The organism is Novosphingobium sp. BL-A-28-Hi1-0D (assembly GCF_055521755.1).
The window spans coordinates 3288893-3302824 of sequence record NZ_CM145502.1 but is presented as its reverse complement, the minus strand read 5'-3'; the positions used below and the strand labels follow the sequence as shown (position 1 = coordinate 3302824).

Annotated in this window: 10 protein-coding genes; 8 read left to right on the top strand and 2 right to left on the bottom strand. The window is 66.4% G+C overall.

Annotation, left to right across the window (positions count from 1 at the left end):
- Positions 1–49 precede the first annotated feature (49 nt).
- The 7 genes from ACZ1JW_RS15920 to trxA are packed head-to-tail and all read left to right on the top strand — an operon-like array spanning position 50 to position 11361.
- Positions 50–2398, top strand: a complete 2349-nt coding sequence (locus ACZ1JW_RS15920) for a sensor histidine kinase (protein WP_465141281.1) — start codon at positions 50–52, stop codon at positions 2396–2398.
- A complete protein-coding gene (gene tsaE, locus ACZ1JW_RS15915) occupies positions 2395–2844 on the top strand; it encodes a tRNA (adenosine(37)-N6)-threonylcarbamoyltransferase complex ATPase subunit type 1 TsaE (RefSeq protein WP_465141280.1) in 450 nt (149 codons plus the stop codon). Before ACZ1JW_RS15920 ends, tsaE begins: the two co-directional genes overlap by 4 nt.
- On the top strand, positions 2835–3818 hold the full coding sequence (locus ACZ1JW_RS15910; RefSeq protein WP_465141279.1) for an aminoglycoside phosphotransferase family protein: 984 nt from the start codon (positions 2835–2837) through the stop codon (positions 3816–3818). The genes tsaE and ACZ1JW_RS15910 overlap by 10 nt, the downstream gene beginning before the upstream one ends.
- Positions 3815–4537, top strand: coding sequence for a nucleotidyltransferase family protein (locus ACZ1JW_RS15905; protein ID WP_465141278.1), 723 nt, complete (start codon positions 3815–3817; stop codon positions 4535–4537). Before ACZ1JW_RS15910 ends, ACZ1JW_RS15905 begins: the two co-directional genes overlap by 4 nt.
- Position 4538: 1 nt before the next feature.
- A complete protein-coding gene (locus ACZ1JW_RS15900) occupies positions 4539–7511 on the top strand; it encodes a PD-(D/E)XK nuclease family protein (protein WP_465141277.1) in 2973 nt (990 codons plus the stop codon).
- Positions 7508–10981, top strand: coding sequence for a double-strand break repair helicase AddA (addA, locus tag ACZ1JW_RS15895; RefSeq protein ID WP_465141276.1), 3474 nt, complete (start codon positions 7508–7510; stop codon positions 10979–10981). Before ACZ1JW_RS15900 ends, addA begins: the two co-directional genes overlap by 4 nt.
- A 59-nt stretch (positions 10982–11040) precedes the next feature.
- On the top strand, positions 11041–11361 hold the full coding sequence (gene trxA / locus ACZ1JW_RS15890; protein WP_465141275.1) for a thioredoxin: 321 nt from the start codon (positions 11041–11043) through the stop codon (positions 11359–11361).
- 122 nt (positions 11362–11483) lie between these two features.
- On the opposite strand, the gene ACZ1JW_RS15885 is transcribed toward trxA, so the two are convergent.
- Complete coding sequence (locus ACZ1JW_RS15885; protein WP_465142795.1) at positions 11484–12257, bottom strand: inositol monophosphatase family protein; 774 nt, start codon at positions 12255–12257, stop codon at positions 11484–11486.
- Between the two features lie 32 nt (positions 12258–12289).
- The gene (gene argJ / locus ACZ1JW_RS15880) at positions 12290–13516 is read right to left on the bottom strand and encodes a bifunctional glutamate N-acetyltransferase/amino-acid acetyltransferase ArgJ (RefSeq protein ID WP_465141274.1); all 1227 of its coding nucleotides are present in this window, start codon (positions 13514–13516) and stop codon (positions 12290–12292) included.
- Between the two features lie 132 nt (positions 13517–13648).
- Here argJ and ACZ1JW_RS15875 point away from each other — a divergent pair, with 132 nt between their 5' ends.
- The gene (locus ACZ1JW_RS15875) at positions 13649–13909 is read left to right on the top strand and encodes a hypothetical protein (protein ID WP_465141273.1); all 261 of its coding nucleotides are present in this window, start codon (positions 13649–13651) and stop codon (positions 13907–13909) included.
- Positions 13910–13932 lie beyond the last annotated feature (23 nt).

The window sequence follows — 13932 nt, the reverse complement described above, 5'->3', positions numbered from 1 at the left end:
GCAAATCCCCGCATTGTAATTCAGCGGACCACGCCGTAGCGAAAGCAGGATGCCGCTGCTCAATCAGACAGTGCTGGTGCTGATCGGACTGCTGCTCGCCACGTGGACGGCGGGGGCGGGCTGGTTCGTGCTCGATGCGCGCCGACGCGCGCGCAAGGGCGAGGCGGTGCAGCGTCAGGCGCGCAGGCTGGCGCGGATGGTCGACGAATCTCCCGCGCTGCCTCTGCTGGTGAGGGCGGACGGCAAGATCGAAGGGCCGGTCAGGCTGGCGGGCTGGTTCGGTTTCGATGCGATGCCGGGGTATCTTTCAGAACTCGATGGCGACGGGTGCGGGCTCGACGAGATCCAGCTTTCGCAGTTGAGCGATGCGGTCCGGCGCGCGCAGAAGACCGGCGCCTCGTTCCGCATGGCATTGACGCCAAAGGGTGGGCAGCGCAGCCTTGCCGCGCACGGTCACTTGGCCGATCCGCAGGTTTCTCCCGGTGGCGCGGCATTGGTGTGGTTCTTCGATTTCTCGGAAAGTCAGGAAGAACTGGTTCGGCTGCGTGCCGATACCGCTGAGGCGCAGGCGGATTTCGCAGGCCTTTCGGGTCTGATAGAGGCCGCGCCGCTGCCGATGTGGTTCCGCGGGCCGGACTTGCGCCTGCGGCTCGTCAACAGCGCCTATGTCAAGGCCGTGGGCGCCGCCAGTGCCGAAGCGGTGATTGCGCAGGGCATTGAACTGATCGAACCGGTTGATGGCTTGAGCGCGGCGCAGGTTGCGCGGCAGGCGCAGTCGCGGCGGGTGCCGGTGGAGCGCTCTCTGCTTGCCACGATCCGCGGGCAACGCCGCGCGGTGCGGGTGACCGATCTCCCGCTGGGCGAGGACGGCATTGCCGGATACGCGGTCGATATAGAGGAAATGGAGGAGCTGATCCGCCAGTTCCGTCGCTTCCGCGAAGCCCAGCGCGAGATGCTTGATACGCTCTCGGCCGGCATCGCGCAGTTCGACGACAAGCGGAACCTCGTCTTCGCGAACCAGCCTTTCCTGCGCATCTTCGGCGTGCCCAAGGCGTGGGTCGTCGACACGCCGCCGTTCGACCGCGTGCTTGACCGGATGCGCGATGCAGGGCGGCTGCCCGAAGTGCGCGACTTTCCGGAATGGCGGCGCGAGCGGCAGGCATGGTTCCTGGCCCGCGAACCAATCGAGGAATCGTGGCACCTTTCGGGCGGCACGCATCTGCGCGTGGTCGGCCAGCCGATGCCCGATGGTGGGCTGCTGATGATCTTCGAGGATCGCACTGAACAGCTCCAGCTTTCTGCCACGCGCGATACGCTGCTGCGCACCCGCACAGCGACCTTCGACAACCTGTTCGAATCGCTCGCCGTCTTCGCGCCCGATGGCAAGCTGCAGCTGTGGAACCGCCGGTTCGCGGCGGACTGGGGGCTGGACGAGGCGTTCCTGACCACGCACCCGCGCGTCGATGTCCTGCTCAACAAGGTTGCGGCGCAGCTCAAGCGGCCTGCGCAAGTGGGCACAATCGCTCAGGTAATTCAGGCCGCCACGCTTGAGCGCAAGCAGCGCAGTGGCAGGCTGGCGCTGGCCGATGGACGGCACCTGGCGCTTGCCGGGGTGCCGCTGCCGGACGGCAACGGCATGCTGACCGTGCTCGATATCACCGACAGCCAGAAGGCCGAGGCCGCGCTGCGCGAACGCAATGCCGCGCTGGTCGAGGCAGACGCGGTCAAGACCCGCTTCATCGCCAATATGAGCTACGAATTCCGCACGCCGCTGACCTCGATCGGCGGTTTTGCCGAACTGCTGCAGAGCGGCATTGCGGGCGAACTGACCGAGCAGCAGGACGAGTATGTCGCGGCGATCCTTTCGTCGGTGGAGCGGCTTGGCCAGCAGATCGAGAACGTGCTCGACCTGTCACAGAGCGAGGCGGGGACTTTGCCGCTAGCGCACGAAACGGTCGAGATGTTCCCGCTGCTGACCGAAGTGGTCAGGGAGCGCGGCGAAAAGATTGCGGCGGCCGGATTGACGCTTGATCTGCGCGGGGATCGTTCGGCGGGCGTTGTGACCGGCGATGCGCGGCGGCTGCGGCGGGCTTTCGGACAGTTGATCGACAATGCCATTGCCGCCACGCCCGAAGGTGGTCGCATTCTCGTGGAGGCTTCGCGCAAGAAGGGTGGCGTGCTGCAGGTCGTCGTCTCCGACAACGGGCGCGGGATGGAACCTGCGGTTCTCGCGCGGGCGCTTGAAGGCCTGAGGGTCGGAGCCGATGGGAAGGCCGTGGAGCGGCGGCAGGGCTTGGGTCTTCCGCTGGTGCGCCAGCTGGTCGAGGCGCATGGCGGGACGCTGGAACTGATGTCCGAGCCGGGGCTTGGCACCAGCGCCATCGTGATGCTGCCATGATCGTCGATCTGCCAGACTTCGCAGCGTCGCAAGCGCTGGCCCGGCGCATCGCGGCGGACTTGCGCGCAGGCGACGTGGTGGCGCTGTCTGGCGGCTTGGGCGCAGGCAAGACGACGCTGGCGCGCGGCATCATCGCGGCATTGGGGCATGAGGGCGAAGTGCCAAGTCCCAGCTTTGCGATCATCGAGGTTTACGATCCGCCTGCCGTTCGCCTGCCACTGGTCCATGCGGATTTCTATCGGCTCGAGGACCCTTCAGAGGCGGACGAGATCGGTCTCGATGATTACCGCGAAGGTGCGGCGCTGCTCGCGGAATGGCCGGAACACGCAGGTGGCTTCGCGCATGAGCCGGGTTGTCTGTCGATCCAGCTGGAATCCACGGAAAATGGCAGGCGGGCCATTGTAACGCCCGGTCGCGATTGGCTAGAGCGGGGGGCATGGACCTGACCATTCCTCCGGGCGTCGACGCATTCCTGAACACAGCAGGCTGGGTTGGCGCGACGATCGAGCCCTTGCCGGGGGACGCATCGTTCCGCCGCTATTTCCGCATCCGCCGTTCGAGCGGGAACGCCATGCTGATGCATGCCCCGCCGCCGACCGAGGACCCGGAGCCGTTCCTGCGCACGGCCAAGTGGCTTGACGCCAATGGCATGCGCGCGCCGCACATCTATGCCGAGGATGCCGCGCAGGGGTTCGTCCTGCTTGAAGACTTCGGCGAAGTGCGCATGCGCGAATACCTCGACGCCTGGCCGCAGGACGAGGAAGAGGTCTATCGATATGCCATCGATGCCCTGCTGCAGCTGCGCAAGCTCCCGCCGGGGCCGTTCACCGGTTATACGCTGGCCGAGTACCAGCGCGAGGCCAAGCTGTTCATCGACTGGTACGTGCCAAGCCGCTCGCTCTATGTCGACGGGCGGAGCTGGAGCTCTGCTTGGGAGCAGGTGATGACCCAGCTCCTGCCGCGCCAGCGTCCGGGCGTGACGGTGCTGCGCGATTATCACGCCGAGAACGTGATGCTGCTGGGCGGCCTCGACAAGCAGGGTTTGCTTGACTTCCAGGATGCGCTCGCGGGCCATCCGGCGTACGATCTCGTCTCGCTGCTGCAGGACGCGCGGCGCGACGTTTCGCCCGAACTCGAGGCGCGGATGCTGGAATACTACCTGCAGCAATCGGGCGAGGGTGAGGAGTTTCTTGCCGATTACGCCCGCCTCGGTGCGCAGCGCAACGCCAAGATCGTCGGCATTTTCGTGCGCCTGTGGAAACGTGACGGCAAGCCGCGCTACCTCGATTACATTCCCCGCGTCTGGGCGCTGCTCGAGCGCGATCTGGCCCATCCGGCGCTGGCTCCGGTAGCCGAATGGTTCGATGCGAATATCCCGGCAGAGCTTCGCGCCGCTGGCGGAGGCACGTTCGAGGCATGAGCAAGCCCCTTGCAAGCGATGTCGCCATGGTGCTCTCGGCAGGGCTGGGCAAGCGGATGCGCCCGCTGACGGCCTCGCGCCCGAAGCCGCTGGTGCACGTGGCCGGAAAACCGCTGATCGATCACGCGCTCGACAAGCTTGAAGAGGCAGGCGTCGCAAGGGCGGTGGTCAACGTCCACTATCTCGCCGATGCGATGGAGGCCTACCTTGCGCGGCGTAGCTCGCCCGAAATCAGCATTTCTGATGAGCGGGATGTGCTGCTGGAAACCGGTGGCGGCATGGTCAAGGCCTTGCCCTTGCTCGGCACCGATCCGTTCTTCTGTCTGAACTCCGACAACATTTGGCTCGATGGCCCGCGCAACGTCTTTGCGCATCTTTCGGACCACTGGGATGCCGAGAAGATGGACGCGCTGCTGTTGCTGGTGCCGCACGCGCGCGCGTTCAACTATCGCGGCAAGGGCGATTTCCACATGGACGCGATGGGCCGCATCTCGCGCCGCCGCACCGGGCGCGTGGCGCCGTTCATCTACAGCGGCATCCAGATCGTCTCGCACCGTCTGCTTCGCGATGCACCCGAAGGGCCGTTCGGCACGATGACGCTGTGGCAGCGCGCGATGGATGAGGGGCGGCTCTATGGCCTTTCGCATCATGGCCTGTGGTACGAAGTGGGCGAGCCGCAGATGATTGCCCCGACCGAGGCCGCGCTCAAGCGCGATTGACATGGCAGACAGCTCCTCACGCCCGCGCGTATGGTCGATCGCGGCGCACCGGGGGTTTGCCGATGCGCTGGTTGCAGGGCTTATCCCGCGTTACCGCGAGGAACGCTTCGGCCTTGCGCGGCTGACGCTGCTGCTGCCGAGTCAGCGCGCGATACGCACCGTGACCGAGGCTTTCGTGCGGGCAAGCGGGCAGGGCCTGCTGCTGCCGCGCATGGCGGTGGTCGGCGATCTCGATCTGGACGAGACGCTGGGGCCATTGCTCGACCCGATCGGGGCGGGGGTGGATATTCCGGAGGCGGTCGATCCGATCTATCGGCTGCTAAAGCTTGGCGCGCTGCTGCGTGAAGCGCTTCCTGACGAAAGCCTTGGCGAAGCTGCGTTGCTGAGGCAGGCACGGGGGATTGCGCAAGGGATCGACCGGCTTCTGGTTGAAGGTGTGCAGCCTGAGAACATGCTAGCCGACGCCATACTCGGCATGTCGAGCGAGCTGTCGGAACACTGGCGTGAGAGCACCGCGCTGTTTGCCACAGCGTTCTTCAAGTGGAAGGATCATCTCGCCGACATAGGCAAACTTGACGCGCCGGAGCGCCGCAATCGCCTGCTCGCCCATGCGGCGCAAAGCTGGCGCGAGCGTCCGCCTGCGCATCCGGTGATTGCCGCTGGCGTGACCTCGGCGTCTCCCGCCGTAGTAAAGCTGCTCCGGGTGGTGGCGGACATGCCCGATGGCGGGGTGATCCTGCCCGACCTAGACCTCGCGCTGAGCCAGGACGTGTGGGACGCGCTTGGCGGTGCGGGCGGGCCTGATGGGGCTGTGTTCGAGCGTGGCGATGTGGTGACGCATCCGCAGTATCATCTGAAGCTCCTGCTCAATCGGATGGGCGTAGCGCGCGGCGAGGTGGAACCGTGGCACCGCTCCGGCCTTTCGCCCGCGCCGCCCGAGCGCAGCCGCGCGATTTCCAATCTGTTCCTCCCGCCCGAGGCAAGCGCGGCGTGGGTTTCGCTCGAAGCCAAGGACCGGCGTCTGTCCGGCGTGCGCGTGATGGAGAGCGCCAATCCCGAGGAGGAAGCGCAGGCGATTGCCGTGCTGGTGCGCGAGGCGCTGGCCGAACCCGAACGCCGCGTTGCGGTGATCACGCCCGACCGCAGCCTTGCCGCCCGCGTGGTTGCGCATCTCGGGCGGTGGAACATCGTGGCCGACGATACTGCGGGTCGGCCGCTGCCACAGACGGCGGCGGGGCGCGTGCTGTTGCAGATGGCCGAAGTTGTGGCCGAGCGCATGGCTCCGGTGCCGCTGCTGGCGCTGCTTGGCCATCCGCTGGTGCGGGCGGGCGAGGGGCGCGCGGCTTGGCTGGAGCGGGTGCGTCAGCTCGACCTTGCGCTGCGAGGGCCGCGCCCCGGCCCCGGTCTGGCAGCGGTTCGCGGCAAGGCGGAGGAGTTCGACAGGCGCCATCCCGGCCTTGCCGAGTGGTGGTCTGGCGTCGAGGATCTGCTGTTTCCGCTGATCGCGCTCGAAGGCAAGGTGCCGCTCGATGCCGCGCTGCTGGCGCTGGCCGAAGCGGGCGAGGCACTGTGCGGACAAGGTTTGTGGGCGCAGGCGGACGGGCGCTGCCTGTCGCAATTCGTCGAGCGTTGGCGCGAGGCGGCGACCGATGCCCCCGCGCTGGTCGCCTGCGACGAACTGCCCGCATTGCTGCGCGACGCGATGGAGGAAGTCTCGGTGCGTCCGCCCTATGGCGGTCATCCGCGACTTGCCATCTACGGCCTGCTCGAAGCGCGGATGAGCCGGGCGGATCTGGTGATCTGTGGCGGGCTGACCGAGGGGACGTGGCCGGGCAATCCCGCGCCCGATCCGCTGCTGGCCCCGCCAATCCTGCGCGCGCTGGGTGTTCCGGGAGCGGACTTCCGCATCGGCCTGTCCGCGCACGATCTTGCCGCCGCCTTGGGCGCGCCCGAAGTGGTCCTCAGCCATGCGCAGCGCGATGCGACCGGACCTGCCATCCCTTCGCGCTTCCTGCTGCGCATCCACGCGATGCTGGGCGACCAGTTGCGGCACGAGACACGCGCGGTTGAACTGGCGCGTGCGCTGGCCAATGCCGAACCGGCTCCACCGCATCCGCGCCCCCATCCGATGCCGAGCGCCGCGCAGCGCCGGGTGCCAATCGCGGTCACCGCGCTCGACCGGCTGCGCGGCGACCCCTACCAGTTCTACGCCTCGGCCATCCTCAACCTGCGCAGCCTTGATCCGGTCGATGCCGATCCGACGCCCGCGTGGAAGGGCACGGCGGTGCATGATGTGCTCAAGGCGTGGCACCTGGCCAGCGGTCAGCCCGGCGAACTCGTGCCGCTGGCTGAACGCATGTTCGATGAAATGAGCGCCCATCCGTTCATGCGCGCGATGTGGAAGCCGCGCCTGATCGACGCCCTGCACTGGATCGAGGAGGAAACCGACCGTCTGGCGGGCGAAGGCCGGACTGTTCTGGTGTTCGAGGAAAAGGGCGAGATCGAGGTCGATGGCATCAAAATCCATGGTCGTGCCGACAGGATCGACAGGCTGGCCGACGGCACGCTTGGTATCGTCGATTACAAGACCGGTATCCCGCCATCGGGACGGATGGTGCAGGAAGGCTATGCGCTGCAGCTGGGCCTGATCGGCATGATCGCGCGGGAAGGGGGTATTCCGGGCGTTTCCGGCGAACCTTCGCGCTTCGAATACTGGTCGCTCGGGCGCAACAAGCAGCGCACGTTCGGTTTCATCGATTCGCCCGTGCTTGAAGGTCGCAAGAAGGCGGGCATCCCGCTTGATGACTTCCTGCCCGAAACCGAGCGTTACCTGCGCGATGCGATTGCGCGCTGGCTGTTGGGCAGCGAACCATTCACTGCGCGTCTCAATCCCGATCTGCCGGGCTACACCGACTACGACCAGCTGATGCGCCTCGACGAGTGGCAGGGCCGCGAAGGGGAGGCGGACGGATGAGCAAGGTCTATCCGCTCAAGGACAATCAGGCTCACGCCGTCCACCCGCAGCGCACGGTATGGCTCTCGGCCTCGGCGGGGACGGGCAAGACGCAGGTGCTTTCCGCGCGCGTGCTGCGGTTGCTATTGCAGGACGGCGTGGAGCCGGAGCAGATCCTGTGCCTGACCTTCACCAAGGCGGGCGCGGCGGAAATGGCGACGCGCGTCAACGAAGTGCTCGCGGGATGGGTGCGCCTGCCCGAGATCGAACTGGCCGCGCAATTGAAGGCCATCGGCGCGCCGTTTGGCCCTCAAACCGTGGCCCGCGCCCGCAGCCGCTTTGCTGCCGTGCTCGATTGCCCCGGCGGTGGCCTGAGGATCGAGACGATCCATGCGTTCTGCCAGTGGCTGCTGGCCTCGTTCCCGGTCGAGGCGGGGCTGCGTCCCGGCACGCGTGCGATGGAAGACCGCGACCGTGCGCTGCTGGTGCGACAGGTGCTCGCCGACATGCTGGTCGAGGCGCAAGAGTGCGGCGACGAGGCGCTTATCGATAACCTCGCCACGCTCTCACGGCGGATGAGCGAGGATCAGGTGCAGAGCTTCCTGCTGCGCTGTGCCGGCGCGCTGGAGTTGTGGCAGGGACCGGGCGCTTGGCAGCCGCCCTTGCGCCCGCGCATCAATCGCGTGATCGGGTTGGGCGAGGACGAGGGGCCGGAGAGCCTCGCCGCGATGTGTGCGGATGAGGTGTTCGACCATCGGGCACTGCGGTCGTGTCTTGAAGTCCAGCTAGACTGGAACACCGCCAATGGTGCGAAGATGGCGGGTCCTGTGGCCGAGTGGCTGGCCGCTGCGGCTGACGTTCGTTCGCGCGAAATCGAGACGCTCGCCAAGGCATTGCTCAATGCCGAGGGTGAGCCGAAGTGGCTCAAGAACCTGCTCAAAGTCGATGGTTCCTATGGTGAGGCGGCGGCGCGCGTCATTGTCTGCATCGAGGCAGTCCGCGCACGCAAGGCGCAGCTCGATCTGGCCGAACTGCTCGACACCGCGCTCACCGTCGGCCGCCGCTTTGCGCTGGCATGGGACGAGGCCAAGGCGCGCGAAGGGTTCATTGATTTCGACGACCAGATCCGCACCGCCGCTGAACTTCTGACCAAGCGCACCAGCGCCGAATGGATCCGCTTCAAGCTCGACCGCAGGTTCGACCATATCCTTGTCGACGAGGCGCAGGATACCAACGCCTCGCAATGGGAGATCGTGCTCGAAGGGTTGGTATCGGACTTTTTCACCGGCGAAGGGCAGCGCGGTCCTGCGGTGCGCACGCTGTTTGTGGTGGGCGACTACAAGCAGGCGATCTTCGGCTTTCAGGGCACGAGCCCCGAAAACTTCGCGCAGGCGAGCCTTCGGGTGAAGGGCCAGCTGGCGCAAGTGGCCGAGGTTCTGGGTGATCCGGATCGCAAGTTGCTTGAGCTGGGTCTGGGCCAATCGTTCCGCACCGCACGGCCCGTCCTCGATTTCGTCGATGCCGCGATTGACCGCATCGGGTGGGACCGGCTCGGCCTTGATCGCAAGCCAGAACGCCATGTCGGGCTCGATATTCCCGGCACGGTGGGCCTGTGGAAGGTCGTCGGTGACGATGCGCCCGAAGAGGGCGATGAAGGCGAGGGCGACGAAGGCAGCGAGGGTTGGCTCTCGCGGCCCGACCGCAAGCTGGCCGACCAGATTGCGTTGCAGGTGAAGGGCTGGCTCGACAGCGGTTTCCCGCTCGGCAAGGGCAAGCCGCGAAATGCCGATGCGGGCGACGTGATGATCCTCGTGCGCAAGCGCAAGGAACTGGCGGGTCTGATCGTGGCGCGCCTTCATGCGCGGGGCGTGCCGGTGGCGGGTGTGGACCGGCTGCGGCTCGGCGCGCCGCTGGCGGTGAAGGATCTCGTCGCCGCACTGCGTTTTGCCGCGCAACCGCTGGATGATCTGAACCTGGCGTCACTGCTGGTCTCGCCGCTGATCGGATGGTCGCAGGAAGAGTTGCTCGAACACGGCTATCGCAAGCAGGGCGTGCGACTGTGGGACTGGCTGCGGCAGACCGAGGGACCTGCCACGTTCGCCACGATGGAGCGGCTGCGCAGCCTGCTTGCCCGCGCCGATTACGATCCGCCGCAAGTCCTGCTGCACTGGCTGCTGGTCGGGCCGTGGGACGGGCGGCGCAGGCTGGTGGCGCGATTGGGGCGCGAGGCGAACGATCCGATCGACGAACTGCTCAACGCCGCATTGGCCTTTTCCAGCGCCAACGTACCGAGCCTGATTGCTTTCCTGCAGTGGTTCGATGCGGGCGAGGGTGAGTTGAAGCGCGAGGCTGGCAAGGCCGAAGGGCTCGTACGGGTTATGACCGTGCATGGCTCGAAGGGTTTGCAGGCACCCATAGTGATCCTTGCTGACTCTGCCGATGATCCGGACCTTTCGCCGCCGCGTGGGCTGGAGCTGCTGGAGGACGTGCTGGGCGCGGTGCGCAAGGTGCCGCTGCCATCGCTGCGCAAGGAAGAGAAGGCTCCGGCCGTGCTGGAGGCCGAAGCAGAGGCCAAGCGGGCGGAGCGCGAGGAGCATTGGCGGCTGCTCTATGTCGCCATGACCCGCGCCGAGGAAGCCCTGTTCATCGCCGGGGCCAAGGGCAAGAAGCGCAAGAAGACGCCGGGCGAACTGCCCGAAGACAGCTGGTATGCGCAGCTTGAGCCGCTGTTTGGCGACGACTGGCGCGAGGATGCGCTGTGGGGCGGGATCAAGCAGATTGGCGGGCCGCCGGCGCTGAAGGACGTGGCGGCGGTGCAACCGGTGACGCAGCGGGTGGCGCTGCCCGAGTTGCTGTTGACCCCGGTCGGCCCCGAGCCGCGCCCGCCGCGTCCGCTGGCTCCTTCGTCATTGGGCGAAAACGATGCGCCCGATCCGCCTGCGCCTGCTGGACCGCACGCGATCCTTGCGGCGCGGCGCGGCACGCTGCTGCACCGGTTGATCGAGCGCCTGCCCGAGCTGCCGGTCGACCACCGCGAGGCGGCGGGGCTGGCCTGGCTTGCGCGCACTGCGCCTGACTTCGATGAGGACGAGCGTCGAGCGATGGTGCGTTCGGCATTGACGGTGCTCTCGCATCCCGATTGGGCCGAGGTGTTCGGGCCGGATTCGCTGGCCGAGGTGCCACTGGCGGCGGTTGTCGGCGGGCGTGTAGTGAGCGGGACAGTCGACAGGCTGGTGATCGGCGAGGCGCGCATCCGCATTGTCGATTTCAAAACGGCCCGTCGTCCTCCCGGCTCGCTGGCCGAGATTCCCGGCGCCTATATCCGGCAGATGGCGGCTTACGTTGCCGCGCTGGAGGCGATCCATCCCGGGCTGCCGGTAGAGGCGGCTTTGCTCTACACCCACACCCCCGAACTGTTCGTGCTGCCCGCCGATCTGGTCGAGGCGCAAAAGCTGCGCCTTGGCGGGGTTCAGGAATCCTTTTCCGGCTGATCTGTTGCGCTGCGGCTTGCAGTGCCTAGATTGCCTTCAATCAACAGGAGTTCATTGTCATGTCGACCAAGGCCGTTTCCGACGCCACTTTTGCCACCGAAGTGCTGGGCAGCTCCAAGCCCGTGCTTGTCGATTTCTGGGCGGACTGGTGCGGCCCGTGCAAGATGATCGCCCCTGCGCTCGAGGAAATCTCGGAAGAGCTGGCCGACAAGGTCGAGATCGCCAAGGTCGACATCATGGAAAACACCGACACCGCCAGCCAGTTCGGCGTGCAGTCGATCCCGCTGCTGATCCTGTTCAAGGACGGCAAGCCGGTCGCCCAGAAGCTGGGTGCTGCGCCGAAGAGCCAGCTCAAGGGCTGGCTGGAAAGCGTTCTCTGATCGCTTCGCGCTGACCATCACTCCTTGCGTCCCCGCGAAAGCGGGGACCTCGGTTATGTCACGGAAGGTCAATTTAAAGCGACTGAGGCCCCCGCCTTCGCGGGGGCGCAGTTTTTTGGGGCTCAGGCGGGCATTCTCGCCAGACGCTGGGCCATCTCTTCGAACAGCTTTGGGCTTGCCGCGCCGATCAATCCCGGCTCGAGATGCCGGTCAACGCGATAGGCTGAGCCATCGGGCCGCGCCGCCTTGCCGCCCGCTTCGTTGAGGAACAGCACGCCTGCGGCGTGGTCCCACGCCAGCGTCTTTTCGAACAGCGACACATCGTTCTGGCCAAGGCCGATGCGCGGGTACTGCTCGGCCGCGCAGCGCGGGATATCGACAAGCGTGTAGTGCGGGGCGATGTGTTCCAGCAGCGCTGCTCGCTTGGACTTGTCGACGAAGACCAGCGAGATCGCGGCAATCGGCCTGTCCTCACCACTGCCTTGCGCGGTCAGCCGCTCACCATTGACCCAAGCGCCCTGTCCGCGATGCGCGGTGCACAGGCGGCCTGACAGAGGATCATAGATCCAGCCCGCCACCGTCTCGCCGCCTTGGGCAAGTGCAAGCAGGATGCCGAAGGGCGGCTTGCCGACGGCATAGTTGTTGGTCCCGTCGAGCGGATCGATGATCCAGCACAGCTTGTCGGAAAGCCGCTCGAAAATCGCCGGATCAGCGTGTGCTGCCTCTTCGCCGACGATGGCCGCTTCGGGCAGGATCTTGGCCAATCCTTCGGCCAGCATGACCTCGCTTTCGGTATCGGCGATGGTAACGACATCGTCCGCGGCCTTGTTCGAGACTTCCTCGGTGCCGAGCCGTTGATAATGCTTGAGCAGCGTCTTCTCCGCCGTATCGCGCATCAGCGCGGCAACGGCCTCGTCAAGAGCGCGGCTCAAGACCGATAGTCCGCGTTGATCGAGATGTATCCGTGGGTCAGGTCGCAGGTCCAGACCGTGGCCGCGCCATCACCCAGGCCCAGATCGACCTCGATGGAAATCTCGCGGCCCTTGAGGTGCGCAGCGACCGGGGCTTCGTCGTAGTCGGCGAGCGGCTGCCCGTCGCGCGCTGCCCAGGTGCCGCCAAAGCCGATGGAGAGCCGATCACGGTCAGCCGGTTCGCCTGCCTTTCCAACGGCCATGACGACGCGGCCCCAATTGGCGTCCTCGCCTGCGATGGCGGTCTTGACCAGTGGCGAGTTGGCGATGGCTAGGCCGACCTTGCGCGCGCTTTCGTCCGAGACGGCACCGGTAACGCTGACGGCGATGAACTTCTGCGCACCTTCGCCATCCTTGACGACGAGGTGCGAGAGCTGGCGGCAGATGTCTTCCAGAGCCGCAGCGAATGCATCGGCGCCGGGGCTGTCGAAGCCGGTCAACTCGGCATTTCCGGCCTTGCCGGTGGCGAAGGCGAGGACGGTGTCGCTGGTCGAGGTATCGCTGTCGACGGTGATGCAGGAGAACGTCCGGCGGTTTGCGGCCGAGAGGCATTCCTGCAGGAACGCGGGGCTGACGGCTGCATCGGTGAAGACGTAGCCAAGCATCGTCGCCATGTCGGGCGCGATCATGCCGCTGCCCTTGATGATCGCGCTGAAGGTCACGCGCACGTCGCCGATCATTGCCGAGGCGGTCGCGCCCTTGGCGAAAGTGTCGGTCGTGCCGATGGTGCGGGCGGCAGCTTCCCAGGTGCAGACTTCCGCCTGCATTGCGGCTTCGATCCCCGCGCGCGCCTTGTCCTTTGGCAGCGGCACGCCGATCACGCCGGTAGAGGAGACGAACACTTCCTCCCGCGCGCAGCCGAGGTGACCGGCCACTTGCGCCATGATCTGCTCCACCGCCTCGCGCCCGCGATAGCCGGTGAAGGCGTTGGAATTGCCGGCATTGACCACGAGCGCGCGGGCGCTGCCTTGGGCGATGTTCTGCCGTCCGAGTTCGACCTCCGACGAGCAGCAGACATTGCGCGTGAACACGCCTGCGATTGCAGTGCCCTCGTCCATTTCGACGTAAGTAAGGTCGCAGCGGCCCCAGTCCTTGTACCCGGCACGCGCCACGCGCGGCGTTACGCCCGCGATGGCGGGAAGGGCGGGGAAGGGCGTGGCGAGCGGGGAAATGGCGTCTGACATGGCATGAGCGCCTAGCGCGCGGGTGCCTGCGGTTCAACACCGTGTTGGTCGGTCGGGGCAGTTCGAAGCAAAAGGGTTCGTTTTCAAGATGGACGAACCGCGACGGAATGCCTATCTGTTGCGGCAATGCGCATGTTGCTTGCTCTTCTTGCCCTGATCACGGGCCTTTCCCTGCCTGAGGTGGCGCTTGCCGTCTCGCGCACGGAAGTTGCCGAAGCAGGCATGTCGGCAGGTTCTGCCACGGCGGTCGAACAGCGCCAGCAGCGCTGTGTCGGCCGTGGTGGCGCTGTCCCGCAGAAGCGCACAAATGCCCGCCGCAAGACGGTGTGGCTTCCCGCCCCGGCACTTATTCGGCCCTGCGGCATTGAATTGACCGACCGCGCGCGCGAATAGCGCGACGCGTCGGTATATCCTTT

Excerpts from the sequence above, each read along its gene's own strand:
- ACZ1JW_RS15910 (WP_465141279.1), top strand. The coding sequence starts at position 2,835 with ATGGACCTGACCATTCCTCCGGGCGTCGACGCATTCCTGAACACAGCA.
- tsaE (WP_465141280.1), top strand. The coding sequence starts at position 2,395 with ATGATCGTCGATCTGCCAGACTTCGCAGCGTCGCAAGCGCTGGCCCGG.
- ACZ1JW_RS15875 (WP_465141273.1), top strand. The coding sequence starts at position 13,649 with ATGTTGCTTGCTCTTCTTGCCCTGATCACGGGCCTTTCCCTGCCTGAG.
- ACZ1JW_RS15885 (WP_465142795.1), bottom strand. The coding sequence starts at position 12,257 with ATGCGCGATACGGCGGAGAAGACGCTGCTCAAGCATTATCAACGGCTC.
- ACZ1JW_RS15900 (WP_465141277.1), top strand. The coding sequence starts at position 4,539 with ATGGCAGACAGCTCCTCACGCCCGCGCGTATGGTCGATCGCGGCGCAC.
- ACZ1JW_RS15905 (WP_465141278.1), top strand. The coding sequence starts at position 3,815 with ATGAGCAAGCCCCTTGCAAGCGATGTCGCCATGGTGCTCTCGGCAGGG.
- trxA (WP_465141275.1), top strand. The coding sequence starts at position 11,041 with ATGTCGACCAAGGCCGTTTCCGACGCCACTTTTGCCACCGAAGTGCTG.
- addA (WP_465141276.1), top strand. The coding sequence starts at position 7,508 with ATGAGCAAGGTCTATCCGCTCAAGGACAATCAGGCTCACGCCGTCCAC.
- ACZ1JW_RS15920 (WP_465141281.1), top strand. The coding sequence starts at position 50 with ATGCCGCTGCTCAATCAGACAGTGCTGGTGCTGATCGGACTGCTGCTC.
- argJ (WP_465141274.1), bottom strand. The coding sequence starts at position 13,516 with ATGTCAGACGCCATTTCCCCGCTCGCCACGCCCTTCCCCGCCCTTCCC.